Below are 24246 nucleotides of genomic sequence, written 5' to 3' on the forward strand. Positions count from 1 at the left end.
GAAGAACCAAAGCATGAGAGACATTCAATTAGTCTTAGCGCGCTGGGGCGTATGGGCGAGATGCAGTTCGGGGCTGGATTATTCATCAATTGCCGCGGGGTTCAAAGGACTCTTGCCAGATACCTCTAAAAGTAAGGCGTCCTGCTGTGACGATGATGGTTTAGTGGTGGATGGGTGTGTGGCGCGATTAAAACAGTATCGGCCTGATGAGTATGAATTAATTATTCGTCATTATGTGCTGAATCAATCAAAGCGCGCCATTGCGCGTCAGCAAAAAAGAGATGAAAGGTTGGTCAGGATTCGTATTCAAATGGCTGAAGGTTTTATTGACGGTTGCCTGGCAATGTTGAATGTAAAATTAGAAATGGATCCACTTATAGAACATTTACATATTTATGAAAAAACATTAACGCGGTCCGCAAAAAGTGTATTAGTCTGACATCATTGGTTAGTAAGAAACTGATTGAATAACAGGAAAGCCCCGCATTGTCGGGGCTTTCCTGTTTCTATGGGTCATACACGTCAGTGAATCGGAGAGGGAGGTCATAAATGAATGAACAAAGTCAGCTTCCATATTGGTGGGCTGGGTCACTGGCATTATTCTCAGCTCTGAGTTTACAGGATTATATCTTTATTCTCGGTACTGTGATTAGCGTGATTTTCACTGTCAAAACCTATTATGTCAATTTACGAGAAAAAGACGCAATAATTAAAGAAGAGAAACGTAGAACCGAAATATTACGAGATTTCTTGCGGAATAAAACAGCTGAAAATACTCCAGCTGCTATTGCGATATGTAATGACGCATTGCGCAACGTGATTTACAGCCAGTCAAAAAATGGGTAGACAGTGCTGTGCAAGTGCCGCCGCTGATGAAAACCACGGAGGGCCAATGAATCGACAAGCCATCATTATGGTATTGCTGATGCTATTGCTTCTGGGGGGCGGAAAATAGTTATCGTCACAGCGCCAAACAGAAGAAAGAACACGCCTTTCCCCAACCCCTCGTTAGTCCTCTCATTTCATGCTAAATTTACCTATCTCAAGCCATAGCATCGTTTCAGGTACCAGTATGTTTACATATCAAGAAATATCCTCACTGAACGAATTGGAATTGATCGTCTATAACTACATCATAAAAAACACGGACAAAGTGACGTACATGACCATCAGGGAACTGGCGGATGCTGCAGGCGTTTCTACCACCACGGTTTTACGTTTCTGCAAGAAAATGAATTGTGATGGCTATTCTGAATTCCGGGTTCGTTTTAAACTCTATTTAGAACATGACGAAAAGCCGCTGGTCAGTTTTGGAATTAGTGAAATAATTAACTATTTTAAAAGTATTAATAATAGCGAGTTTGATGAGTTACTGGATAATGTTGCGACGCAAATAGCAGATACGCGTAGAATTATTTTTGTCGGAATAGGAACCTCTGGCGCATTAGGGAAATACAGTGCGCGTTTCTTTTCTAACATAGGGAAATACAGTACATATATTGATGACCCTTATTACCCTATCAATAGTGATATGTATCAAGATGCTATCGCAATTATCTTTTCAGTGTCGGGTGAAACCGAAGAGATTATCCGTATTGCTAACCAGTTCAGCATACAAAACTGTAAAATCATTAGCATCACCAATAGTGACAATTCAACTCTGGCCAAGATGGCTGACTTGAATATATCCTACCATATGCCGCCTATTGTATTGGAAGGCCAATATAATATTACTACCCAGATCCCAGTGCTATATATTATTGAAACTATCGGTAAAAAACTCCCACGATTAATTAATAAAAACACCCAATAAAACAGGGTGTTTTTTGCATGTTACATATACCAAGTCACGGTTTTTGTTATATCGTGACTTCATATTTCTTTTTGTTAAACTTTAGTCTCAATCGACCAAAATATTAATAATAAGCCGATAACACTCTGTTTATCTTATACTCAGCGTTCGTGACAGGAGACTAATAATGGCAATTGATTACGCATTGACCGCCCAAGAAATTATTAAGTATATTGGTGGCGATAATAATGTGATTACCGTCACACATTGTGCGACGCGTTTACGTTTTATATTGAAAGATAATAAAGCTGTCGATAAAGAAAAATTAAACCGTGTTAAAGGCGTTATTACCGTTATTGAAGCGGGTGGGCAAATGCAAGTGGTTATCGGCAACCACGTCGGTGATGCCTATATGCATGTCACGAACCTGATTAATATCGATGAAAATACGCAGGTTGCAGCACCGAAAGTCGGTATTGTTAGCCGTTTGATGGATATTATCTCCAGTATTTTTGCTCCTTTTCTTTATCCACTGGCTGCATGCGGTATTTTACAGGGGATTATTTCTTTCCTCGCCGCAATTGGTTGGATGGATGCCGCCAGTGGCACTTATCGAATTCTAAACTTTGTCTCTTGGACGGGGTTTACCTTCTTGCCAGTGATGGTAGCTTTTACCGCCGCCAAGAAATTCAATGTTAACCCTTTCAGCGCTGTTATTACTGCCTGCGCACTAATTAGTCCTGATTATATGAACATGCTGACAGCTAACAAAATCGTCACTGTTAACTCAGCAGATCCTGCCGTTCAGCAATTGATGCGTGAAGCCCTGGATAACCCACAAGTTACCCATATTTTGAATACCATTGCTGGCATTCCTTTGTCATCGCCCACCTTGGATTTCTTCGGTATTCCCGTGCAATACCTGAGCTACACCGCCTCGGTTATTCCGATCATTTTAATGGTCTGGGCGATGTCTTACGTGCAGCGCTTTTGTGAAAAAGTGTTGCCAATGGTGGTGCGTAATTTATTTACCCCGATGTTCTGTATTGCCATTATGGTGCCATTAACTCTGCTGGTATTTGGCCCTGTGGGTAATTTGATAGGAGGCGCCATTGGGGGTGTTTACAACACGCTTTATAACCTCAGCCCAGCAATAGCAGGGTTTATGGTGGGAGCATTTTGGCAGCCATTGGTCACATTGGGTGTCCATTGGGGTATCACTCCGGTCACTGTTGGCAACTATGCCACACTGGGTTATGACACCTTTACGGGTTTGCAAGCTTCCGCAGTTTTTGCCATGGCCGGAACTATGTTTGGCGTTTATTTAAAAACACGCAATCGTGAAATGAAAGGAATTTCCTTATCAGCAGGCATTACCGCTTTATTCGGTATTACCGAACCGGCTATTTACGGTGTGGCGTTACGATTGAAAAAACCGTTCTTGTGCAGTTGTGCTGCTGGCGGGATTGGCGGAGCTATCGCCGGAACTTTTAATGCTGTGTCTTGGAGTTATTGCTTACCTGGAATTGCAGTATTACCGGTCTTTTTCAAAGAAGGCCATATGGCACAGTTCTTGGGATTCCTACTGTCAATTACTGTCGCTTTCGTTTTGGGGGCGGTTTTCACTTGGTTAGTTGGGTTTACTGATGAGCCAGAGAATGCTGATCAAGTCAGTCGTGCGAAAGCATCAGAAGCACCAATTGCTCAGGCGCAAATGAATCAAGGCTAAAATATTGAATGTTCGGGCGGGCTAATCACTCGCCATTAATTTTTATTTTTCAGGGCGAACAATTGCCCAAAGTATTGAGGGAGAGAATGATGAGCCACAAACAATTACCGAAAGATTTTTTATGGGGCGGTGCTGTTGCCGCACATCAGGTTGAAGGCGGCTGGGATAAAGGTGGCAAAGGCGTAAGTATTGCCGATGTTTTGTCTGGCGGCGCTCACGGTGTTGACCGAGTCATGACTGATGGCGTACAAGAGGGTTATCGCTATCCAAACCATGAAGCGGTTGATTTTTATAGCCATTATAAAGAAGACATCGCGCTGTTTGCTGAGATGGGCTTCAAATGCTTCCGTACTTCTATTGCCTGGACACGTATTTTCCCGAAGGGTGATGAACAGCAACCGAATGAAGCGGGTCTGCAATTTTACGATGACATGTTTGATGAGTTGCTGAAATACGGTATCGAGCCGGTCATTACGCTATCTCATTTCGAAATGCCGTGGCATTTAGTTAAAGAATATGGCGGCTGGAAAAATCGGAAAGTGGTCGACTTCTTCGTGAGATTCAGTGAAGTGGTCATGGAGCGCTACAAAAGCAAAGTCAAATATTGGATGACATTCAACGAGATCAATAACCAGCGTAACTGGAAATATCCACTATTTGGATATTGCTGTTCTGGTGTTGTCTTCACTGAGCAAGAAAATCCTGAAGAAACAATGTATCAGGTTCTGCATCACCAGTTTGTGGCCAGCGCTAAAGTAGTTAAATTGGGCCATGCTATTAATCCAGAGTTCAAAATTGGCTGCATGGTCGCGATGGTGCCACTGTACCCATTCTCTTGCCATCCTGATGACATGATGTATTCGGTGGAGGCTATGCGTGAGCGCTATCTATTCGGTGACGTTCACATGCGTGGTTACTATCCTTCATATATTCTGAATGAATGGGAGCGCCGTGGCTTCACCATCAATATGGAAGAGGGTGATCTTGATATTCTGCGAGAGGGTTGCGCCGATTACATGGGCTTAAGCTATTACATGAGTAACGCGGTTTCTGCGATTAATCCAGGGAGTGGTAATTCACTTTCCGGTTTTGAGGGCAGTGTACCAAATCCACATGTTAAAGCTTCTGATTGGGGATGGCAGATTGACCCCGTCGGCTTGCGTTATTCACTGAGCGTATTATACGAGCGCTACCAGAAGCCGCTATTTATCGTTGAAAATGGTTTTGGTGCTATCGATAAAGTGGCTGATGATGGCATGGTTCATGATGATTACCGCATTGCATATCTCAAAGCCCACATTGAGCAGATGAAAAAAGCAGTGTTTGAAGATGGTGTTGACCTGATGGGATACACCCCATGGGGCTGTATCGATTGTGTATCATTCACAACCGGTGAATACAGCAAACGTTATGGCTTTATTTACGTAGATAAAAACGATGACGGCACCGGCACCATGGCGCGTTCGCGTAAATTAAGTTTTGACTGGTATAAGAACGTGATCAGCAGCAATGGTGAAGTGCTCTAATTCCTTGATAAACCTGCTAACTTGGAAAGGCCGTTTAATACCGGCTTTTCCTATCACTGATTCCTTTATATCCCCCTAACGCAGTTAGTTACATTTTTCATTAATGAAAAAATACTTTGAATTTAACCTGTTACAATAATTCTCTCATCCTGTAGGAAGTGACTGACATATCCTTAAAAAAAGCTGAGTTATTATTTTGCTCTGGTAGCAATAGCATATTTTATATGGCTATTCGTCAGGGATAATTTGGTTTTTTGCTTAATAGGGATAAGAAATGAAAGGAAAGTTATTGTTAGCTGCAATGTTGGCAGCGAGTTTTTCAGCTAGTGCAGCAGAACATGCTCACTGGGGATATGAGGGGCAGGAAGACCCAGCACATTGGGGAAAACTCTCCCCGGATTTCTCACTTTGTGAAACGGGTAAAAATCAGTCACCGGTCAATATTCATAGCGCATTGAAAACCCATCATGGTCAATTGGCATTAAATTTCCAGCAAGGTAAGCAACAAATCGTCAATAATGGTCATACGATTCAGATTAATGCTAGCGCGGGTAATACGTTAAAGCTGGATGGCGATACATTTATATTGCAACAGTTCCACTTTCACTCCCCCAGTGAAAATGAGATTGATGGTAAACAGTTCCCCTTGGAAGCCCACTTTGTTTATAAAGATAAAGAGGGTGAACTGGTAGTATTGGCACTGATGTTCCAGCAGGGGAAAACTAATACACAACTGGCATTGGCATGGCAGCAAATGCCAACGGCGATTGATCAGATGGCAATACTAAGTCGCCCTTTGGACATCAACGCGTTGCTACCAAAGCAGTTTAACTTCTACCGTTTTAGTGGTTCACTTACCACGCCACCTTGCTCTGAAGGGGTAACCTGGTTGGTACTTGATCAGCCAGTCAGTGCTTCCGCCGAGCAAATCAATCAATTCCATTCTGTTATTCATCACAATAATAATCGACCAATACAGCCGCTTAATGGCCGCGTTATCGTTGATTAATATTTTGCATAATTCTCACCACTCTGTTTATTGAGGGCGGTGAGTCACATTATCAAATATGTTTATAACTGAGGGAATGGCGAAAAGGCCTGTAACTATAATATTCCACTTTGGAAAATACTTTTTCCCGGTTCTATTTTGATAAATTCCTGATCTTGAAAATTATTAACATTCGTGTATCAATAAAAAGACAATGTTATACCGCAATACTTCATAACATTGTCCATGGTACCATTATTATTTAATGGCCAGTAGTTATCTGAATGAATATTTAATATGTCAGTTAGACAGCTTTCTAACTCGGACACTTATATTCAGGCTGGAATAGCTTCAATTATTGATACGTAGCTTCCAGTATCAATAATACGATTAAGTTTTAAATCTGCACTAGCCAACAGTGTTTTTAGCTCATCCTTTGTCCGTGCTTGCCCTCCGTCAAAACTTCCGAGCAAGAGAAGGTCTAGCTCCTTTCCTCCCTGCCAGGTATCTTCTCTGGATATCACCGGTTCTAAGATAAGTATTTTTGCATTTGGCCGCATTGCATTACGGCAACTGCGCAGTATCTGACTTGCTTGTTCTTCCGGCCAATCCATCGTGATGTATTTTAATAAATAAAAATCAGCTGCTGGGCAGCTTTCAAAGAAATTACCCGTCTGGGTTTCCCAGCGAGAATCATCCCCCAACTCACCAAGACGGTTATTTGCCAAAACGGCGGGGCGGTCGAACAAAATACCATGCAGTGTTGGATTATGTTGTAAAACTTTCAGTAGCAATCCACCGAATCCCCCCGCAATATCAACCACTGTGGCATGTTCAGGGAAATCATAACTGCGCACCAAAAAGTCATTTTCCACCGAAGACATGGACGACATGCCAGTATGGAAATCACTTTCTGACTTGGGAATATTCTCTTGCGACCAGTACTCATAAAAAGACATTCCGAATGCCTGTTTAAAAGCTGATTCGCCCCGTAGATTTTCGACAAGATTGCCTAACGGAAGCCAGAATGTTTTATCGGTTAACATCAATACTGCCGGGCGAAGTGAATTATGAATATCTGAGCGAAGGAATTGTGCTGCCGGGTTAAGGGAAAATCGGCCATCTTCCGACTCTTCAAATATATTTCGAGACGCCAGCATGCGCAATACTCGATTTAACAGACGCCAATCAGCTCCCACCGCCTTCCCAAGTTCCTCTGCTGTTTTCGCACCTGTTGTCAGATGGTCCGCGACCCCTAAAATTGCTGCAGCCCGCAATGAGGCTTGAAAAGTAAAGCCCATCGCCTGCTCCAATAAATATAATGCCGCAGTTTCATTTTCATTCTTAAGTTGATTATTATTGCCCATGATAATAACGCCCTCTGATAATTGATGTGATTATATATAATTGTAATGAATGCAAGTGCAACTACATTCATCAGCATGATGAATATATCCATAGAAATGTAGTTCACGTAATTGAATTATTGCAAATGGCGTACGGCGTTAATTATGGGGGTGGAGTAAGGAAGTGATGGCAATACAATGAAAATACTAGGCTTTAATGATTAATTATATTTATGTTTCATGAAAATATTTGTAATTAAAAATAATGATTCTGACTTTTGGGTTGAATCGCGACTTTTGTCATTCTCGATTTATGGCTGTGTCAGTTTGTTGGAATGTATCCGGTGCGATGACTATTTGAGTTGGCAACACAAAGCCGCCAGTTGCGAAATAGCATCGGCCAGCTTTGTGCGAGGAATGGACATACACGCTCTGCTATGTCATAGCCCGCCACTCTTTTTTAAGCAGGGCGTAGACGAAAGTATTGTCATATTTTTCCTCGCCATCTTCCATTGCAAACGAGACAAATTCCATGAAGCAGCCTTCCTGACGCATATGAAGACGGGCACAAAGTTTCTGCGACGCCAAGTTGTAGTCTTCAACATAGGCATATAGGCGTCTGGCTTCTTTTTCAGTAAACAAATAATCAAACAGTGCGGCGACAGATTCTGTAGCAAAACCCTGGCCTTCATAACGCTGGTTAAAGTGCCAGCCCACACTCCAAGTATTCCGGTCTGGTTCTTCACTGTTATCAGCAAAAAGATGGCCAATAAGCCCGTCATTTTCTTTAATACAGACTGCGAACTGACTGATATCTAGAGCTCGTTTGTTAACCTCTTCTTTTGCCTCTGCGAATGAACTAAGTTTCTCATCCTGAAAACAGGGTGTGCGGGGCGAAGACAGGTAGTCGAAAAGCGCAGATGCGTCTTTATCGTTGAATGCGCGAATAATAAGTCGCGGTGTAGTGGCTACGATCATGAAAACCTCATATTGCCTAGTCGATATTTTTGTATTCTAAAGTAAAATCCGCTCAGCTATGGCTCCAACCTGACCTGGTCCCCAATTTTTTAACTCCCCGGAATACTAGTTATGACCGCCTCTGGCACTAAACTCCCACAAAATATCGGGGAGCAATGAGCGAGATGCGGACTAAACGACTCAAATAGCTGACTGTTATTGAGTTCAATCTGCAGTCGTGCGGATGGCATGACGCAAATAATTAAATTCGCGGCTCATTTTCATATTCCCTTCACAAAGGGATTGTTTGCAGCTCGGACGTTAGCGTCAATCTCCCAGCTTTGATAAAACGGCTCAGTCTCAGAGTTTAGCAGTTCGATTACCAGACTCAGGTCATCGCCATTCTGATACTGGCGGGCCAGATGGCGGGCGCGGTTGTTTTGAAGACCCAACAAGATGCGCAAGCGATGATTTTCGATCATTAGCGGCTCAGTTGCACGTCGAACATCGCCCGACGCCTTAGCTTTTGCAAAAACAGCGTTCATGTACGTCATATAAACCGCGAAGGCGGCAACGATGCCAAAAATCCATAACAGATAGACTGGGATAAACATGTTTTTTCCTTAGTGAGTAAATATCATCATTGCAAAAATAGCGCTTGGCCTCGCTATCGCTAGCCGCAGGGGCGAGGTCAATTCATAATGCCAGTTCCTGGCACTACGCTGGTTTTCAGATCTGATGGAGCGCAGAGTTCAACAGGTATCAGTGTAAGTATGAACTAATACCAAAAATCATAAAAAGCTATTCGTTACGAATTTTACGCACTATTGTGATAAGAGTTGGTTGTGCAGTAGCGCTTATCCAGTCAAATAAACCCCGCTTCGGTTCGGTGAGGTTTGTTTTTTCTAGCTTTAAATCATTACTTAATTCCCCTAAGAAAATTCCTACACATTCTGACCTTGAATCTTATTTTTAAATTTTGAACAAACTTTATAATGCTCAATTCAAAGCAATTGAATGAGTATCAATAAATTATTATGTGACTTGCAAAATTAGCTCGTTTTGACTCAACATCATTGAGCAATATTCGGATATTGAAATGAATAATCAATTAATTAAAGTAGTAATGTTTTTTTCTGTTCTCTTTAGCTCAACTATTGCAGTTGCTGAGACGCCGACTACTGAATTAAAAGTTATCGGTAAGCTGTCTGTACCAACGTGTATAGTCAATTCGCCAGACGGCGGGGTTTATGATTTTGGTAAAGTCAGTTCAATCAAAATATCAAGTACTAGCATAAATTCACTTGGTTCAATGACGAAAACATGGGCAGTAGCATGCGATGCCACAACCTATTTGACCGTTAAAACGGTAGATAACCGTTTTGCGTCTGTTTTCCCTGCAAGTACTAGTACCTATGGTTTAGGCGGGGTGAATGGCACAGGAAAAATAGGTTCTTTTTCTGTGACTATGCAGAATGCCACGGTCGATGGTGTATCAGCTAAAGTGTTTAATACTACGACAAATACTTTTACGGCAGTCAATGAGTCAATGTTATTTAATAATAACAGTGTGCATGGCTGGGCGTCTGCTAATAATGTGCAAATGACTGGAAAAGTATTTACCGCTGATATGGCTGTTAATGCACTCCTGAGTTCAGTTTCTCTGATGAACGGCCCAATAACGGAAGATACTGAAATTGATGGTTCTATGACTATGAATTTTGCTTTTGGAATATAAATAGTTTTGGGTACGCAGTATTGTATGATTCAGTTAATTACTGGGTCTTTTTGCTTTTCTACATTCGCATGGGTCTGGGTTGGTTAATCCAATCGTTGTGAAACAGTGCTCAGGTGAATGTGGCAAGCTAATAATCTATTACTCGTGATGAAAAGGGCATAGAATGATTATTCCTCTGAATTGGAGGTTTTATGCTCAAGAAAATTTTAAACAGTAAGCTAGCAGGTTATATCGTAGGAATACTGATTGCGGTTGGCCTTGGTGAAAGTTTTATCGTGACTCGCGAAGAAGCTGAAAAATTCGCTAAGTAATTCTGTAATCAAGTTTTAGGCTCACTCTGGTGGGCCTTTTCTGTTTTAGCTCACCAGTAACCCAATCAACTCCACACACATTACTCCGCATGAGTGGCTGCTCAGATAAAAGAACAGCAGGCGCGAACGCAGATACTAAAGGACTACCTACAGGGTAAACCTATTATTAGTGTTTTATTAGTACACCTTTATTGTCAAATAAGAACAATCCTTGTGAACCATTCGCATTTTGGCACAAAACGGCATCAGCATTTGTATCGTCGGTAATGCCCTGACAGGCCATGTTACTTACATAGGGTCTTATTTGGCACTTGAGCGTCTTTCCGTCCTGCAAGATAAGAAAACCTTTACTAAGTTGATCCGGCGTAAGAGCAGGGCAATCTCCATCTCCCCAGTTGACCCCCTTATGTTTCGGAGAAGTTGAACATCCTTGTAAAAGCATCATGCTAATAGTCAAAAATATAAAAACTATTTTATTCACTTTTATCGCTTCCTATTTGCCAGTGATAGTCTAAAAGGCTATTTAGCTTGTTAGCCAAAATTAGCAGAGGATTAGGATGATACATCATCGATATGACAACTGCCTAATTGCTATCTGAATCAATAGTATCGGATAGTTCAAAATTAACTTTAATGAAGAGAATTAATAATGGTCCAACCAGATGGGGGACTATAAAGCTGATATACCAGGCTGGCTCTATGAGTGCTATCTGTAATGCATAACCTAAGCCACTAGCTTAATAAGCCGGTGATTTTTCATTTGAAGTATTTAGTCGAGGAGCCGAAGTTTTTGTTCTTTCTGTTGAAAGCTAACCCGCAAACCAGTCCCACCAAACCACCGACAGCCGAAAGATTGAAAAAAGTCGTTTCTCGGTATACAAGCAACTCAATAAATGAGGAGTGACCGTTCAATATGTCGACCAGAGCACCACCAATAATCATGTCTTGTATGATGTAGATTACAGGGACAACAACAGCATACGTTGCAGCTAAATAGATGGGCAGAAATAGTCGAGGCATCGTGTCAATGCGCATGAAAAAATCTCGTTAAAAGAAATACTACTTCACCTAGACATCTTAGTTGCTATTTCAGAGTTTCGGCATGGTTCAAATTCGAGGCTTTTCTCTTTGGAATAAACCCTAAAATAAGACCATCAAACTCTATTAATGTTCAAGTTACCGATTGTTGCCGAGTCGATGCCACTTGAGCTGATATTTGGATACGATACCTAGGTTAGCCGAGGTGGAAGAAGCAGCGTGACACCGTGAGAGAACGGGCCAACACCAGAGGTTACTATGTCCCCGAGAATAAAGAAGCCCTGCAGGCACAACGGCTGAACAGCACTAACTATTGATGAAACGGACTACTGTGATAAGCACAAACCGGAAGATGCCAGTAATGGCTGGACGCGGATAAGCTGGGGCAGTCGCGACATGAGAGTGAGTTCTTCGAACGGGCGCGCCGCATTTAGCGCAAGTGATTGGATCGGCAGTTATGGAGCGATTCACGAAGGAAGAGGCAGTAATATGTCTGCCTCTTTCACTGACTCTATAAATTTATTTTTTGATGGTATTTATTGGTTCAAATACTGGTTTGTTGGCATCTTTAAACTGTGCCAATGAGTATTTAGAATAATTAATGTCATTATAGCCTCGGACTAACATCACTCCGTTACTCAGGTCAGACATACTGGTCCAGACGGTATATTCGGATTCAGGTTTTGTATTGGTCGATTGACTCTCACCCATCACATCGACGGTAATATTTTTAGTCCGATCAAAGCGATTCATCACATGCGCTAAGGTATTCATTGCCTCGGCTGGAGAGTCGCCCTTAGGGGCATAAGATGAGTAGTATACTGCCCGAACAAAACGACCAACGGAGGTATCAGAAGAAGGTAGATCAGAGCTTGCGATACCGCTATCGGGTTGCGTTACCTGGATATTTCCAAGTTTAGCGGATGACCTATCCACATTGGTCAGCTGGCTATAGTTATTCAGGTTTTTCAGATGCCATGGGAAGTCAGGCCCATTAGTCATCGCGCGGGTTGGGTTATCATACACATGAAGTTTTCCATCTAGTACTTCAACAACGATGCTACCGCCTTTTTTATCATAGAAAGCGTAGTGGAGTGGCGATTTTAAATCGCCAAAGTTTTTCAACACAGGTGACCAAAAATAACCACTTTCTACCGCTTTCTTAACTTCTTCAACCGTGGAGAAGCTGGCTAATGCCCATTCACCTATGGCTGTAACCGGAATGGCTTTATCGTAATATTTTTTATCTGGAGTATTTAAGTTTGCCTCCTGCACCATATTAGCGCTAAATGATAATCCACCGCTATTCAGCCCCTGGAAAATATTATGGTCATCACCGTCAAAATATATTTCTGTGCTGATAGCTAGAATCTCATATTTTGCATCATAATTAATACCATTCTTTCCGTCTGGGGCTTTCTTTTGAAAATGGGTATTCTTAGGATAATAGGTTATCCAGGAAGGGAGATCTGCGGCAAGCTCCAGTGTTCTACCATGGTATATATTATTCTGCTTATCTGTAATCGCTAAACTAGAACATGCAGCACTGGATAATGAGGTTACTAATAATGCTGATAACATACAATTCAATATTTTATTAAACTTCATTTCACATCCTCTCAATTATTGGATAGCAATTTTCACTTTTAGTATGAATATAACCGTTGGCCACCAGAGTGTCAGCCGCACCACGACATTTTTACTTTCGACTATCTTTCAGCATAGTATAAGTGCCTCGGTAATGACGCGAAATTTGCTGATTTAGTGGCTTGTTGCAAATAATTAGAGTTGATGATTTCACTCATTGATGGGTAAGGTAATTGGGGCAAAGCGGAACGGTTTTTGATTTGAGTGAAACGACCGTATATGGCACAACCTCGGAAGTAAGATGTGGGGTAATTATAGTCCTTTAATGGATACGCGATTATGCCAAAAAAATGACGGGGTTTTTCCCTTCGCTTTCCCCTAAATTTCCCAGTCATAAATTTAAGACATAAAAAAACCAACCCTAATGGATTGGTTTTCTTTGGGATATTTGGTCGGCATGAAAGGATTTGAACCTTCGACCCCCGACACCCCATGACGGTGCGCTACCAAGCTGCGCTACATGCCGATACTGTGGCATTTATACTACATTTTACAGTGACTAATGCAAGGCCATGTAAAAACGTTTGCTTGTTTTTTGACCGCACCAAGTTCGGTTTTTAGAGCTAGTTCGCAATAAAACGTTTTATATCGGTTAGCACTTGCAATAACAACGGGAGTTGGGGCTTTTCATCTTCAATTTCATTGCCTTGCTCATCATAGGTGCGATATCCACCATTATTATCTAACACAATTGTTTGTGTGGGTGTGGTGATGACCAACATGCCATTATCGCCCGTTGCCACCCAGTTGTTGTTCCGTTGTGCTGCGAATAAATCTTCCCCTTGCGAATAATCTTCTGATGCAGTTTTAACGTGTAATAACCGCTGCATCAGTGTCGTCATGATATCTTCGTGGTTAGTCAATTTATTCACTTTTTGCGCGGGGGTTCCCGGCCAATGGACAATGAGCGGCACCTGTAGTTGCTGCCGATTAAAGCTGCTGCCCGCACCCCAGTTGTCATTGCCGTTGTCATTAAATTCAACGCCATGGGCCGCTGTAACCACCACCACTGTTTTATCGAGTAATCCACGTTGTTTCAGTGTATCCAAGATGGTAGCTATCTGCTGATCCACATCTTTGGCACCTGCCTTGTAGTGGCGGATAAAATCAGTTGGTGCGGCAACTTTATGACCAATAACAGGGTCTTGTGCTTCCACTGCGCCATTGAGGTTAATGTATGAGAACCACGGCGCATCATTATTCAGCGTTGACAGCCATTGCTGCCACTGTGCTGTTGTTTCGCTATCCGTCTGTTCTGCCGGAGCAGGTAAGGTGAAATCAGATAACAATGCCTGGCGGTAGAGCGGCGAGGCAAATCCATCGGATGAGAACAACCCAAACTGATAACCTTGCGCACTCAATGACGTGATGAATGCTGAGGGTTTGCGTGCAGAAAGAATGCCGTCTAAGTAGGTCGGCGAAATACCATAAAACAGGCCAAACAGCCCCGTATCCTGACGATTACCCGAGCTGTAATGCCGGTCAAACTGAATGTTTGCATGGCCAAATTCGGTTAAGGCTGGCATATCTTTTTGCAGACTATTGGCACGGATACCATCAACCACAATTAATAGCAGATTATAATCACTGCCTTTGTCGCTAAAGGTAATTTGGCTGAGCGGGTATTCAACGGTCAGTGCATCTGGGTTGCCTTGTTCTACCAAGCGTCGCTGGTATTCCTCTTGGTCAAGTAGACCGTGTTTTTCAAGAAATTTTCGCGCGGTCATCGGATATGAGAGCGGTAAATTAGCGCGCTGCATACTGATTGGGCGATAGAAATTAGCATCTGCCCAGATATAAATCAGATGTGAGGCAAAGAAAGCAGAAATAAATACCGCCACTAGCGGCTTAACAAACCGCTGCCGGTTGAGGCTGCGCAGTTTTTGCCATGCCCAAGTGCCGAAAAGCATCTCGACAAGAAAAATGACAGGTACGGCAATAAACATCAATTGCCAATCCCGCGCCAGCTCAGTTTGATCCGGGTTAACCACTAACTCCCACACAACGGGGTTAAGATGCAAGTGGAAGCGGGTGAAGACCTCGGTATCCACTAATAATAGGGTTAAGCCCGCAGTGGCAAAGGCTGCGGAAAGGAAACGGAGTAATCGTTGTGACATCACCACAAAGGTGAGTGGGAATATCACCAGCAGGTAGGCGGCAAAAACGATAAAACTAAAGTGCCCAAGCCAACTGACAAGGGCATAGACACGGCCAATTAGCGATGAGGGCCAATCGGAGACAAACAAATAGCGGCTACCCAGCACCAGGCTGAACAGGATATTAAACAAGGCGAACCAGTGCCCCCAGCTGATCATCTGGGAGACTTTTTCACGATAGCGCTGACGATTTGTCACCATATTGAGATTGCAGTCTTGGCCGATAAATTAATGAGCTTTATCTTCACGTACTGAGGCTTGAAGGGCTTCAGCGAAAGAACGAGCCAATACTTTGCGTTGCGCAGGGGCAATGCTGGTATTGATCAGATTTGTTACCATATTTCCCAAAACCATCAAAGAAAGATCGGTTGGGGTACGGTGTTTTTCCAGTACGCTGACTAATTCTGACAGCAATTTTTCAACGTGTTCGTCGCTATAACGGGATGATTGTGGCATAAAAATTGTGCTCAACACCTGACAAAGTCCCATATCTTACCGTATAGAGACGCGCTTTTCCGCTATTTTATAGCATTAAGAATCATTAGCCATTAATTGGGGGCCGAGATAGCTTTTGGGTTGCAGCTCTCAGGCATCAGTGATTGAATACGCCCCTAGCCAAAAGGAGTATTTATCATGAGTCTGGATATTGACCAGATAGCCTTACATCAGCTTATCAAACGTGATGAACAAACGCTTGATGTGATGTTGCGCGATTCGCTGTTACCTGCCAATGCTGTAGTTGAAGAAATGATGGCCGAGCTGCATCGGGTTTACAGTGCTAAAAGCAAAGCTTATGGGCTGTTTAATGAGCAAAGTGAGCTGGCTGATGCACTGAAACGAAGCCGTAAGGGTGATGAAGACTTCCTCAGCTTTAGCCGTGCGGCTACCGGGCGTTTACGCGATGAATTAGCCAAATACCCCTTTGCTGAAGGTGGGGTGGTGCTGTTTTGCCAATATCGCTATCTGGCGGTGGAGTATTTGCTGATTTCGGTGTTGAGCAGCTGTAATAGCATGCGGGTGAATGAGCAACTTGACCTGAGCACCACCCATTATCTTGATATCAATCGTGCTGATATTGTGGCCCGAATTGATTTAACCGAATGGGAAAATAACCCAGAATCAACCCGTTACCTGACTTTCCTGAAAGGGAGAGTAGGGCGTAAGGTATCTGATTTCTTTATGGATTTCCTGTCCGCAGCAGAAGGCCTGGATACCAAAGCACAAAACCGCGGCTTATTACAGGCGGTTGATGATTATTGTGCTGATGCTGAACTCGGTAAAAATGAGCGCCAGGCATATCGCCAGCAGGTTTATAGCTATTGTAATGAGCAGTTGCAGGCGGGCGAGGAAATCGCATTGCAGGAACTGTCACAAGAGTTGCCGAAGTTGGGTGAAAAAGATTTTCAGCAATTCTCTGCTGAGCAGGGCTATGCATTGGAAGAGAGCTTCCCGGCGGATCGCGGCACTTTGCGTCAGTTGACCAAGTTTGCCGGCAGTGGCGGTGGGCTGAGTATCAATTTTGATGCGCTGCTACTGGGGGAGCGTATTTTTTGGGATGCTGCGACGGATACGTTGACCATTAAAGGCACACCACCGAATCTGCGCGACCAGCTTCAGCGCAATTCAGGCAAATAATTTCAGACAATTCAGTTGTGTTTGAATCGCCAATAAAAAACGCCGCATAAGCGGCGTTTTTTATTTCGGCGTCCCGAATATCGAAAACGACGCGATTAAACGCGAACGAAGTCGATATGAGTCAGTTTTGGCTTGAAAGCGTGACGCTGAACAGCCTGTACTTTAACTTTGGTTTCTTTACCGTCTACAACCAGAGTCAGTACGGAATCATAAAAGCCCGGTTTCAATTCAAGGTTTTTAGTGGTGTCATGGTCAAGAGCAATAGAAATTGCTGCTTCTGAACCACCGTAAATGATTGCCGGAAATTTATTTGCTGCACGCAGGCGGCGGCTCGCACCCTTACCCTGGTCGTTACGTACTTCTACATTGATAGTGGTCATTTGGTTTTCTCTTAAAGAAAATTTACCCTGCTACAGGCGACCCAGCAACAGGTTCGATACTCGGCTTTGATTGGGTAAACCCAGAGCAAAGCGGGCGACATTCTAGCGAAATATCGGCCAGACAGCAAATAAAACTGCGAATTTATCAGGCTAAATGCGGCCTCAGGCAAGGGAGTCGGCCCGTCTAAAGCGCCCCTGATAATCGAAAACCTTTTCTCTGATTTGCCACCACTGCCCCCGGCGTCGCGCGACGACAAAATCGGGGTAACGCAATAGCGCTTGTTGGGCAATGATATCAGCTGCGGTTTGCCATTTCAGTACAATACCGGGCGCCCGCTGGTGAGGGCGCAGGAAGATTTGCTCAAATGCCATCCGTTGGGCGGGGGTCGTCAAGCGAAAGCGTTCGCTGGTATTGGTGCCATCTTCATCATAATAAGTGATTTTTAGCCATTCGCCCTTCACATCCTGGCCACTCTCCAAACTCATTCCGCCACAACGCAATACCAGCGCATCTTTTAATTTCAGGGCCGCTTTCAGTATATCATCCGGGTCGACTAACACTTCCTGACATTGATGACAGCGGCGCGCTGCAATGTCATTTTCTGCGCCACAATGTGGGCAGGATTTAAAGCGGAAACGATAATCACATTGTGCGCGTGCGCCTTGCTCATCCTCAAACCAGCCCTGACAGCGACGCCCATAGTGCTCGATAATTTCGCCTGACTCGGTACATTTTCCCCAGAAGATATTGGCAAAACCGCAGTCCGGACAAAAGACCTGTACTGGCTGGCTATCGCTGTGGGGTTTGCTAGTACCCACTTCCGGTGTGAAGAGATCGTGGGGGTTCCCGGCATAATCAAGAATCAGACAATCTTCTTTGCCCGGAGAAAGCCGTAGGCCTCGCCCGACAATTTGCTGATACAAGCTGACCGACTCTGTTGGGCGAAGGATGGCAATCAGGTCAACGTGTGGAGCATCAAAGCCGGTAGTCAATACCGCCACATTGACTAAGTAATGTAATTTTTGCTGCTTAAAGGCGGCAATTAAAGCATCTCGTTCGGCTGGTGGTGTGCCAGCACTCACTAGCGCGGCTTCGCCTTGGGGCAGGAGCCCATAGACTTCTTTGGCATGTTCGACTGTGGCGGCAAATATCATCACACCCCGCCGATGGACGGCATATTCAATTATCTGACTCACGATATGCGGGGTAATTCTTTGCTGTTGCTTAAGCTCGCGGTCTAAATCTGCCTCACGGAACATGCCGTCGCTGTTGCTGGTCAGCCGGCTGAAATCGTATTGTACCACCGGCATATCTAATCGCTCGGGCGGCACCAAAAATCCGTGCTTAATCATATAGCGCAGGGGTAATTCATAAATACAATCTCGGAACAGGGATTTTCCATCGCCACGGGTGATGCCATGATAGTGGAATTGATAAATCCAGCCTTTTCCCAGGCGGTAAGGGGTCGCCGTCAGCCCTAGCAAGCGCAAACGCGGGTTGGTGTTACGTAAGTGCTGAATGATTTGCTGATATTGACTGTCATCCTCGTCACTGATTCGATGACATTCATCAATAATCAGCAACGAAAAAGCGCTATCAAACAGTGATAGGTTGCGTGCCACGGATTGCACACTGCCAAACACCACTTTCCCTTCGCTTTGGCGCTGTTGCAGGCCCGCAGCGAAAATATCGGCCTCTAAGCCGTAGGCACAATATTTGGCATGGTTCTGTGCCACCAGTTCTTTGACATGTGCCAATACCAAAACGCGTCCACGAGCCAGCTTTGCTAATTCAGCAATAACCAGACTTTTGCCGGCCCCGGTGGGTAAAACAATCAGCGCTGGCTCAGCATGGCGGCGAAAATGAGCGAGGGTCGCATCCACCGCTTCTTGTTGGTAAGGACGTAACGTAAAGGCCATTAATGTGCCTGCCCGGTGATATTTATCATTATTTTCAATTTGTTTAACTCATTCACCATTTGCAACACTTTCCTGCAACGTATAAATGCCATTTATCTCCAAGACTTTCTATTATTATGCCTGTGTGTTGCCGCCTGCGCGAGGGGCGGTGTCGCGCGGGTAAGTCGTTTCTCAATAACGGCTTTTGCGTAACTGTTCCTAGGATGATAGGGCAACCACCGCTATACTGTTTCATTAATTTCACACCGTATTATTAGCATACTGTCATCGTTGGCAGGTGTGAGTGCGGGTATCGTGCCCCTCAGTGGTACGACTCTATAACAGGCAAAGTAGATTCAATGCGATTGGACAAGTTTTTATCTCAGCAATTAGGAGTCAGCCGGGCGTTAGTGGCGCGTGAGCTACGGGCGAAACGAGTAACCATTGATGGTGAAGTGGTCAAAAGTGGTGCCATTAAGCTGACACCAGAACAAGACGTGAGATTTGATGGCAATCCATTACAACAAATGGTTGGCCCGCGTTACTTTATGCTGAACAAACCGCAGGGTTACGTGTGTTCAACAGAAGACCCTGATCATCCAACCGTGCTGTATTTCCTTGATGAACCTGTAGCATACAAGCTTCATGCGGCCGGGCGGTTGGATATTGACACCACCGGGTTGGTTCTGATGACCGACGACGGTCAATGGTCACACCGCATTACCTCTCCACGCCATCATTGTGAAAAAACCTATTTGGTGACGCTGGAACACCCGCTTGCTGATGATACGGCGCAGCAATTTACTGATGGCGTACAGTTGCATAACGAAAAGTCGCTGACTAAACCTGCTCAGCTTGAGGTTATCGAGCCGCAATTGGTGCGCTTGACCATCAGTGAAGGTCGCTATCATCAGGTAAAACGGATGTTCGCGGCGGTTGGCAATCGTGTATTGGAACTGCATCGTGAGCGAATTGGCGACATCAAACTTGATGATGATTTAGCGCCTGGTGAGTATCGCCCACTGACAACTGAAGAAATTGCGAGTGTCGGCGCTCCTCATCTGTAGTTGATTTCTATTACAGCGTGGGCGGTTGTCTCCACGTTACTTTGCCGTTGATATAACCCGCAGTAGGTTATTGAAGGAGTTGTTGAACGTGCCTGCCAGTAATCCAAATGACGCAAATAGCCGGACTTCCCACTTTGGCTTGATCTTTATCCTGGGCTTGCTATCAATGCTGATGCCTCTGGCCATTGATATGTATCTGCCCAGTATGCCCATCATTGCGCAGGAATTTGGCGTAGAAAGTGGCGCGGTACAGATGACGCTAAGTGCGTATGTGCTGGGGTTTGCTATCGGGCAAATGTTCTATGGGCCAATGGCAGATAGCCTCGGGCGCAAACCCGTCATCTTCTGGGGGACGCTCATCTTCGCGCTTGCGGGTATGGCCTGCGCGATGGCGCAGTCTATTGAGCAACTGATTAACCTGCGTTTCTTGCATGGTTTGTCCGCCGCTGCTGCCAGTGTGGTGATAAATGCATTGATGCGGGACATGTTCACCAAAGATGATTTCTCGCGCATGATGTCTTTTGTGGTCTTGGTGATGACTATCGCACCATTGCTAGCACCGATTATCGGCGGCGCGTTGTTGGTGTGGTTTAGCTGGCATGCCATTTTCTGGACGATGGCGGGAGCTGCATTGATAGGGGCTGTATTGGTGGCACTGTTTATCAAAGAAACCTTGCCGCGAGAGAAGCGGCAACGATTCCACTTGCGCACCACTATTGGCAATTTTGCGACGTTATTTCGCCATAAGCGGGTACTCAGCTATATGCTGGCCAGCGGTTTCTCCTTTGCCGGTATGTTCTCTTTCCTGAGCGCCGGGCCGTTTGTTTATATTGATTTAAATGGAGTTTCTCCGCAGAATTTTGGCTATTACTTTGCACTGAACATTGTCTTTTTGTTCTTGATGACCTTGATTAACAGCCGCAATGTTCGCCGTTTCGGGGCTCTGAAAATGTTCCGTTTTGGGATGATAGTCCAATTTGTCATGGGGATTTGGCTGCTGGTGGTCTGTGCTACCGGATTGGGTTTCTGGGCACTGGTGTTGGGCGTCGCGGCTTATGTCGGCTGTATCGCAATCATTACTTCTAATGCTATGGCCGTCATTTTGGATGATTTTCCGCACATGGCGGGGACCGCCTCTTCTTTGGCTGGCACCTTACGGTTTGGTATTGGCGCGATAGTGGGAACACTGTTGTCAATGGCCCCCTCGCGTAGCGCCTGGCCGATGGTCAGCTCAATGGCGTTTTGTATTATTGTCGCCATGCTATTGTATCTTTATGCCAGCCGTCCGCAGAAAAATGCAGTGAAATAACCTTAACGCGTAAAATGTGAAGGGGAAATGCTGCCAGCGGTTCCCTTCACGTTTATTATTTGTAGCCAGTTTGTCAATTCCCACCTGATTTATTCCTGCCGTTAATTTGCCTTCCATAACATCAATATCAACATAATTGTCTCTAAAAAGAACAAAATTCTTGCGTTCAATCAACATAATAAGCATGCGTATCATTATTCATTGCATAGTTTGGTTTGACACCATATTGTTAACTTTTTGAGCGATGATATAAAAAAGACAAAATTGCCATGGCGTTATTTTTACCTGTTATTCTTGCTCGTAACAGGGTGCGGAATATTGATTAAATTATATATTTATCAATTAATTAAATGAGTTTTATTGGGCTTGCTCAGTATCGAATTGTTCTTTAAATGTAAAATATTGACTAGTATTAGGTAATAGGCTTGCAAGAAAAATGGTTGAGATAACCGCCATAAAGGTATAAATATAACGAAAAATGGGATCTAAATCCCAAACCTGTAGTCTCGGTCTTGGTATCAGGGGCTGAGTCAGGGTTAAAAACAGCACAAAAAATGGCATTGTAGATTTTAAGTTTATAAATTGTTATCAATGTTGTGTTTTGATGAGGTTTGAATCAAGCGCAATGCCAACTTAGCGGCTATAACTTTAGTGAGTGTGAGTCATTGTGGTGCATTTGTGATTTTTGAATTTTTATTTTGACTAGGAAAAATACGTGAATAATATCCAACTTTCGGTAGTACATCGTCTGCCGCAAAGTTACCGTTGGTTATCTGGGTTTATCGGCGTCAAAGTTGAGCCGATCCCACTGGCGACGATAGACGATAGCAATAATGACCTCATGGGACTGAAATTATTAAGCCATGATGGTGCACATGCGCAGATTATCATGCAGCGACTCCATCTCTCGTTACAAGAGATTCAGGTGGACTCCGCGATTGTGGAATGTGACGGTGAGCCTTGCCTGTTTGTTCACCGTCAGGATGAAAGTGCCACCATGTGCCGGCTGAAAGATGTCGGTGTGGCGATTGCCGAGACCATGACAGCACTTTATCCCTTCTAATACGCGATTACGCGTGCGTCAGTTGTTTATGCTGACGTTTTCGTATGCTCTGATTCCTGATGTGCGCCCAAACTAGTCAGCAAATTGCAATAATTGCTGGGTATATAGCTGTTTTGGCGCGGCAAAGATGGCCTGACAGTCACCTTGTTCCACCACTTCTCCCTGCTTTAACACAATCACTTGATGGCAGAGTGACCGCACGACTTGTAAGTCATGGCTGATAAATAGGTAACTGAGTTGGTAGCGCTGCTGGAGGGACTTCAGTAAGGCGAGAATTTGCGCCTGTACCGATTTATCCAGTGACGACGTCGGCTCATCAAGGATAAGTAATTGTGGTTGCAGGATTAATGCGCGTGCGATAGCAATGCGCTGCCGCTGCCCGCCGGAGAATTCAGTCGGATATCGATAGCGACTCACGGGATCCAACCCAACATCTTCCATCGCCTTAATGACGCGCTGCTCGCGGTGTGTCGCACTGAGTTTCTGATGCACTTCCAACCCTTCAGCAATAATCTGCTGAATATTCAAACGCGGGTTTAACGCAGAATAAGGGTCCTGAAACACCACTTGTATTCGGCTGCGATAAGGCAACATTTGTTTGGCTGAGAAATTGTGCAGCGGTTGGCCATTAAACCAAATCTCGCCCTTAGAGGGCAACAGGCGCAGCAGTGCCAGCCCGGTCGTGCTTTTTCCTGAACCGGACTCACCCACCAAACCCAGGCTCTCACCGGGTTTTAAGTCAAAACTGAGATCCTTCAGAGCATAGTGGTGCGCGACGGTTCGGCGCAGCAGGCCCCGTTTAATGGGAAAAGCCACTTGTAGCCCTTTGACTTCGAGCAACGGTTGCAAGCCCATAGTGAGGGGCAATGGCAGGCCTTGTGGCTCGGCATCCAATAACTGGCGAGTATAAGCATGCTGCGGCGCGCTAAACAGTGCCTGGCGGGTATTGTGCTCAACCACACGGCCTTCGCGCATCACGGCCACGTTATCTGCTAATCGGCGCACGATATTCAGGTTATGCGTGATAAACAGTAAGCTCATGCCCATCTCTTGCTTTAACTCTTTCAGCAAACTTAAGATCTGGGCTTGCACCGAAACATCCAGCGCGGTGGTGGGTTCATCAGCTATCAGTAATTTGGGCTTGGTCAGCACGGCCATAGCAATCATGACGCGTTGGCGCTCCCCTCCAGATAACTGATGTGGGAAATCAGCCAGACGGCCTTTGGCATTGCGAATACCAACCCGGTCAAGGCATTGAATAATTTCAGCCCGAGCCGCTTCCCGGCGCATGCCGCGATGCAGTGACAGCACTTCAGTGAGTTGTTTCTCAATGGTGTGCAAGGGGTTTAATGACACCATTGGTTCTTGGAAAATCATGGAAATTTTATCGCCGCGAATACCGCGCAAGGTCGGTTCATCGGCGTGTAACAGTGATTGACCGGCAAACAGAATATCACCGCTGGGGTAAACCACTGGCGGCGAGGGCAGCAGACGTAATATTGACAACGCCGTAACACTCTTGCCGGAGCCAGATTCTCCAACCAACGCTAGCGTTTCACCGCTCTCTACTTGTAACGAAAGGGAACTCACGACCTGGCGGTCAACGCCCGCCTGACGAAACGCAATACTGAGGTTTTGAATGTCCAGAAGTGGGGAAGTCGCCAT

21 protein-coding genes and 1 tRNA gene are annotated in these 24246 nt (G+C 44.7%); 11 read left to right on the forward strand and 11 right to left on the reverse strand.

Features of this window, described 5'->3' with window-relative positions:
* Nucleotides 1–13: 13 nt before the first annotated feature.
* From F0T03_RS07825 to F0T03_RS07850, 6 genes are all read left to right on the forward strand, one after another.
* The gene (locus F0T03_RS07825) at nt 14–439 is read left to right on the forward strand and encodes an antiterminator Q family protein (RefSeq protein ID WP_259275221.1); all 426 of its coding nucleotides are present in this window, start codon (nt 14–16) and stop codon (nt 437–439) included.
* 110 nt (nt 440–549) lie between these two features.
* Nucleotides 550–846 (forward strand): hypothetical protein, encoded by a 297-nt coding sequence (locus tag F0T03_RS07830; protein ID WP_159677685.1) that lies wholly within the window; start codon nt 550–552, stop codon nt 844–846.
* A gap of 226 nt (nt 847–1072) precedes the next feature.
* A complete protein-coding gene (locus tag F0T03_RS07835; RefSeq protein ID WP_159677687.1) occupies nt 1073–1813 on the forward strand; it encodes a MurR/RpiR family transcriptional regulator in 741 nt (246 codons plus the stop codon).
* Nucleotides 1814–1979: 166 nt separating this feature from the next.
* Nucleotides 1980–3521 (forward strand): PTS transporter subunit EIIC, encoded by a 1542-nt coding sequence (locus tag F0T03_RS07840; protein WP_159677689.1) that lies wholly within the window; start codon nt 1980–1982, stop codon nt 3519–3521.
* A gap of 89 nt (nt 3522–3610) precedes the next feature.
* Complete coding sequence (locus tag F0T03_RS07845; RefSeq protein ID WP_159680768.1) at nt 3611–5047, forward strand: 6-phospho-beta-glucosidase; 1437 nt, start codon at nt 3611–3613, stop codon at nt 5045–5047.
* 274 nt (nt 5048–5321) lie between these two features.
* Entirely contained in the window at nt 5322–6056 is a 735-nt protein-coding gene (locus F0T03_RS07850) for a carbonic anhydrase (RefSeq protein ID WP_159677691.1), read from the forward strand.
* A 314-nt stretch (nt 6057–6370) separates the two neighbouring features.
* Here F0T03_RS07850 and F0T03_RS07855 read toward each other — a convergent pair whose 3' ends face one another.
* The 3 genes from F0T03_RS07855 to F0T03_RS07865 all read right to left on the reverse strand — a co-directional run bounded on the left by F0T03_RS07855 (nt 6371) and on the right by F0T03_RS07865 (nt 8952).
* Nucleotides 6371–7402, reverse strand: coding sequence for a methyltransferase (locus F0T03_RS07855; RefSeq protein ID WP_159677693.1), 1032 nt, complete (start codon nt 7400–7402; stop codon nt 6371–6373).
* 414 nt (nt 7403–7816) lie between these two features.
* Nucleotides 7817–8359 carry a GNAT family N-acetyltransferase gene (locus tag F0T03_RS07860; RefSeq protein ID WP_159677695.1) on the reverse strand — a complete coding sequence of 181 codons (543 nt, stop codon included), beginning with the start codon at nt 8357–8359 and terminating at the stop codon, nt 7817–7819.
* 260 nt (nt 8360–8619) lie between these two features.
* Complete coding sequence (locus F0T03_RS07865; protein WP_145555652.1) at nt 8620–8952, reverse strand: hypothetical protein; 333 nt, start codon at nt 8950–8952, stop codon at nt 8620–8622.
* Between the two features lie 485 nt (nt 8953–9437).
* On the opposite strand from F0T03_RS07865, the gene F0T03_RS07870 reads away from it, so the two are divergent.
* Entirely contained in the window at nt 9438–10076 is a 639-nt protein-coding gene (locus F0T03_RS07870) for a DUF1120 domain-containing protein (RefSeq protein ID WP_159677697.1), read from the forward strand.
* Nucleotides 10077–10553: 477 nt separating this feature from the next.
* Here F0T03_RS07870 and F0T03_RS07875 read toward each other — a convergent pair whose 3' ends face one another.
* The 5 genes from F0T03_RS07875 to F0T03_RS07895 all read right to left on the reverse strand — a co-directional run bounded on the left by F0T03_RS07875 (nt 10554) and on the right by F0T03_RS07895 (nt 15684).
* On the reverse strand, nt 10554–10868 hold the full coding sequence (locus tag F0T03_RS07875) for a hypothetical protein (protein WP_159677699.1): 315 nt from the start codon (nt 10866–10868) through the stop codon (nt 10554–10556).
* A gap of 1076 nt (nt 10869–11944) precedes the next feature.
* Nucleotides 11945–13033, reverse strand: a complete 1089-nt coding sequence (locus F0T03_RS07880; RefSeq protein WP_159677701.1) for a linear amide C-N hydrolase — start codon at nt 13031–13033, stop codon at nt 11945–11947.
* A gap of 428 nt (nt 13034–13461) precedes the next feature.
* Nucleotides 13462–13538: transfer RNA gene (locus tag F0T03_RS07885), tRNA-Pro, on the reverse strand.
* Nucleotides 13539–13635: 97 nt separating this feature from the next.
* Nucleotides 13636–15429 (reverse strand): LPS biosynthesis-modulating metalloenzyme YejM, encoded by a 1794-nt coding sequence (yejM, locus tag F0T03_RS07890; protein ID WP_159677703.1) that lies wholly within the window; start codon nt 15427–15429, stop codon nt 13636–13638.
* Between the two features lie 27 nt (nt 15430–15456).
* Complete coding sequence (locus F0T03_RS07895; protein ID WP_004389481.1) at nt 15457–15684, reverse strand: YejL family protein; 228 nt, start codon at nt 15682–15684, stop codon at nt 15457–15459.
* A 177-nt stretch (nt 15685–15861) separates the two neighbouring features.
* On the opposite strand from F0T03_RS07895, the gene yejK reads away from it, so the two are divergent.
* Nucleotides 15862–16863, forward strand: a complete 1002-nt coding sequence (gene yejK, locus F0T03_RS07900) for a nucleoid-associated protein YejK (RefSeq protein ID WP_145553045.1) — start codon at nt 15862–15864, stop codon at nt 16861–16863.
* Between the two features lie 95 nt (nt 16864–16958).
* Here yejK and rplY read toward each other — a convergent pair whose 3' ends face one another.
* Both rplY and radD read right to left on the reverse strand, forming a co-directional pair.
* A complete protein-coding gene (rplY, locus tag F0T03_RS07905) occupies nt 16959–17243 on the reverse strand; it encodes a 50S ribosomal protein L25 (RefSeq protein ID WP_004700538.1) in 285 nt (94 codons plus the stop codon).
* A 162-nt stretch (nt 17244–17405) separates the two neighbouring features.
* Nucleotides 17406–19163, reverse strand: a complete 1758-nt coding sequence (gene radD / locus F0T03_RS07910) for a DNA repair helicase RadD (RefSeq protein ID WP_159677705.1) — start codon at nt 19161–19163, stop codon at nt 17406–17408.
* Nucleotides 19164–19501: 338 nt separating this feature from the next.
* On the opposite strand from radD, the gene rsuA reads away from it, so the two are divergent.
* The 3 genes from rsuA to F0T03_RS07925 all read left to right on the forward strand — a co-directional run bounded on the left by rsuA (nt 19502) and on the right by F0T03_RS07925 (nt 22581).
* Nucleotides 19502–20209 carry a 16S rRNA pseudouridine(516) synthase RsuA gene (gene rsuA, locus F0T03_RS07915; RefSeq protein ID WP_145553041.1) on the forward strand — a complete coding sequence of 236 codons (708 nt, stop codon included), beginning with the start codon at nt 19502–19504 and terminating at the stop codon, nt 20207–20209.
* A gap of 88 nt (nt 20210–20297) precedes the next feature.
* On the forward strand, nt 20298–21518 hold the full coding sequence (locus F0T03_RS07920) for a Bcr/CflA family multidrug efflux MFS transporter (protein ID WP_159677707.1): 1221 nt from the start codon (nt 20298–20300) through the stop codon (nt 21516–21518).
* 715 nt (nt 21519–22233) lie between these two features.
* Nucleotides 22234–22581 (forward strand): YejG family protein, encoded by a 348-nt coding sequence (locus F0T03_RS07925; protein ID WP_145553026.1) that lies wholly within the window; start codon nt 22234–22236, stop codon nt 22579–22581.
* Nucleotides 22582–22653: 72 nt separating this feature from the next.
* Here F0T03_RS07925 and yejF read toward each other — a convergent pair whose 3' ends face one another.
* On the reverse strand, nt 22654–24246 hold the full coding sequence (gene yejF, locus F0T03_RS07930; RefSeq protein ID WP_145553024.1) for a microcin C ABC transporter ATP-binding protein YejF: 1593 nt from the start codon (nt 24244–24246) through the stop codon (nt 22654–22656).

This window comes from Yersinia canariae (assembly GCF_009831415.1).
Classification (GTDB): domain Bacteria; phylum Pseudomonadota; class Gammaproteobacteria; order Enterobacterales; family Enterobacteriaceae; genus Yersinia; species Yersinia canariae.

Excerpts from the sequence above, each read along its gene's own strand:
- F0T03_RS07825 (WP_259275221.1), top strand. The coding sequence starts at position 14 with ATGAGAGACATTCAATTAGTCTTAGCGCGCTGGGGCGTATGGGCGAGA.
- F0T03_RS07830 (WP_159677685.1), top strand. The coding sequence starts at position 550 with ATGAATGAACAAAGTCAGCTTCCATATTGGTGGGCTGGGTCACTGGCA.
- F0T03_RS07835 (WP_159677687.1), top strand. The coding sequence starts at position 1,073 with ATGTTTACATATCAAGAAATATCCTCACTGAACGAATTGGAATTGATC.
- F0T03_RS07840 (WP_159677689.1), top strand. The coding sequence starts at position 1,980 with ATGGCAATTGATTACGCATTGACCGCCCAAGAAATTATTAAGTATATT.
- F0T03_RS07845 (WP_159680768.1), top strand. The coding sequence starts at position 3,611 with ATGAGCCACAAACAATTACCGAAAGATTTTTTATGGGGCGGTGCTGTT.
- F0T03_RS07850 (WP_159677691.1), top strand. The coding sequence starts at position 5,322 with ATGAAAGGAAAGTTATTGTTAGCTGCAATGTTGGCAGCGAGTTTTTCA.
- F0T03_RS07855 (WP_159677693.1), bottom strand. The coding sequence starts at position 7,402 with ATGGGCAATAATAATCAACTTAAGAATGAAAATGAAACTGCGGCATTA.
- F0T03_RS07860 (WP_159677695.1), bottom strand. The coding sequence starts at position 8,359 with ATGATCGTAGCCACTACACCGCGACTTATTATTCGCGCATTCAACGAT.
- F0T03_RS07865 (WP_145555652.1), bottom strand. The coding sequence starts at position 8,952 with ATGTTTATCCCAGTCTATCTGTTATGGATTTTTGGCATCGTTGCCGCC.
- F0T03_RS07870 (WP_159677697.1), top strand. The coding sequence starts at position 9,438 with ATGAATAATCAATTAATTAAAGTAGTAATGTTTTTTTCTGTTCTCTTT.
- F0T03_RS07880 (WP_159677701.1), bottom strand. The coding sequence starts at position 13,033 with ATGAAGTTTAATAAAATATTGAATTGTATGTTATCAGCATTATTAGTA.
- yejM (WP_159677703.1), bottom strand. The coding sequence starts at position 15,429 with ATGGTGACAAATCGTCAGCGCTATCGTGAAAAAGTCTCCCAGATGATC.
- F0T03_RS07895 (WP_004389481.1), bottom strand. The coding sequence starts at position 15,684 with ATGCCACAATCATCCCGTTATAGCGACGAACACGTTGAAAAATTGCTG.
- yejK (WP_145553045.1), top strand. The coding sequence starts at position 15,862 with ATGAGTCTGGATATTGACCAGATAGCCTTACATCAGCTTATCAAACGT.
- rplY (WP_004700538.1), bottom strand. The coding sequence starts at position 17,243 with ATGACCACTATCAATGTAGAAGTACGTAACGACCAGGGTAAGGGTGCG.
- radD (WP_159677705.1), bottom strand. The coding sequence starts at position 19,163 with ATGGCCTTTACGTTACGTCCTTACCAACAAGAAGCGGTGGATGCGACC.
- rsuA (WP_145553041.1), top strand. The coding sequence starts at position 19,502 with ATGCGATTGGACAAGTTTTTATCTCAGCAATTAGGAGTCAGCCGGGCG.
- yejF (WP_145553024.1), bottom strand. The coding sequence starts at position 24,246 with ATGGCGACTTCCCCACTTCTGGACATTCAAAACCTCAGTATTGCGTTT.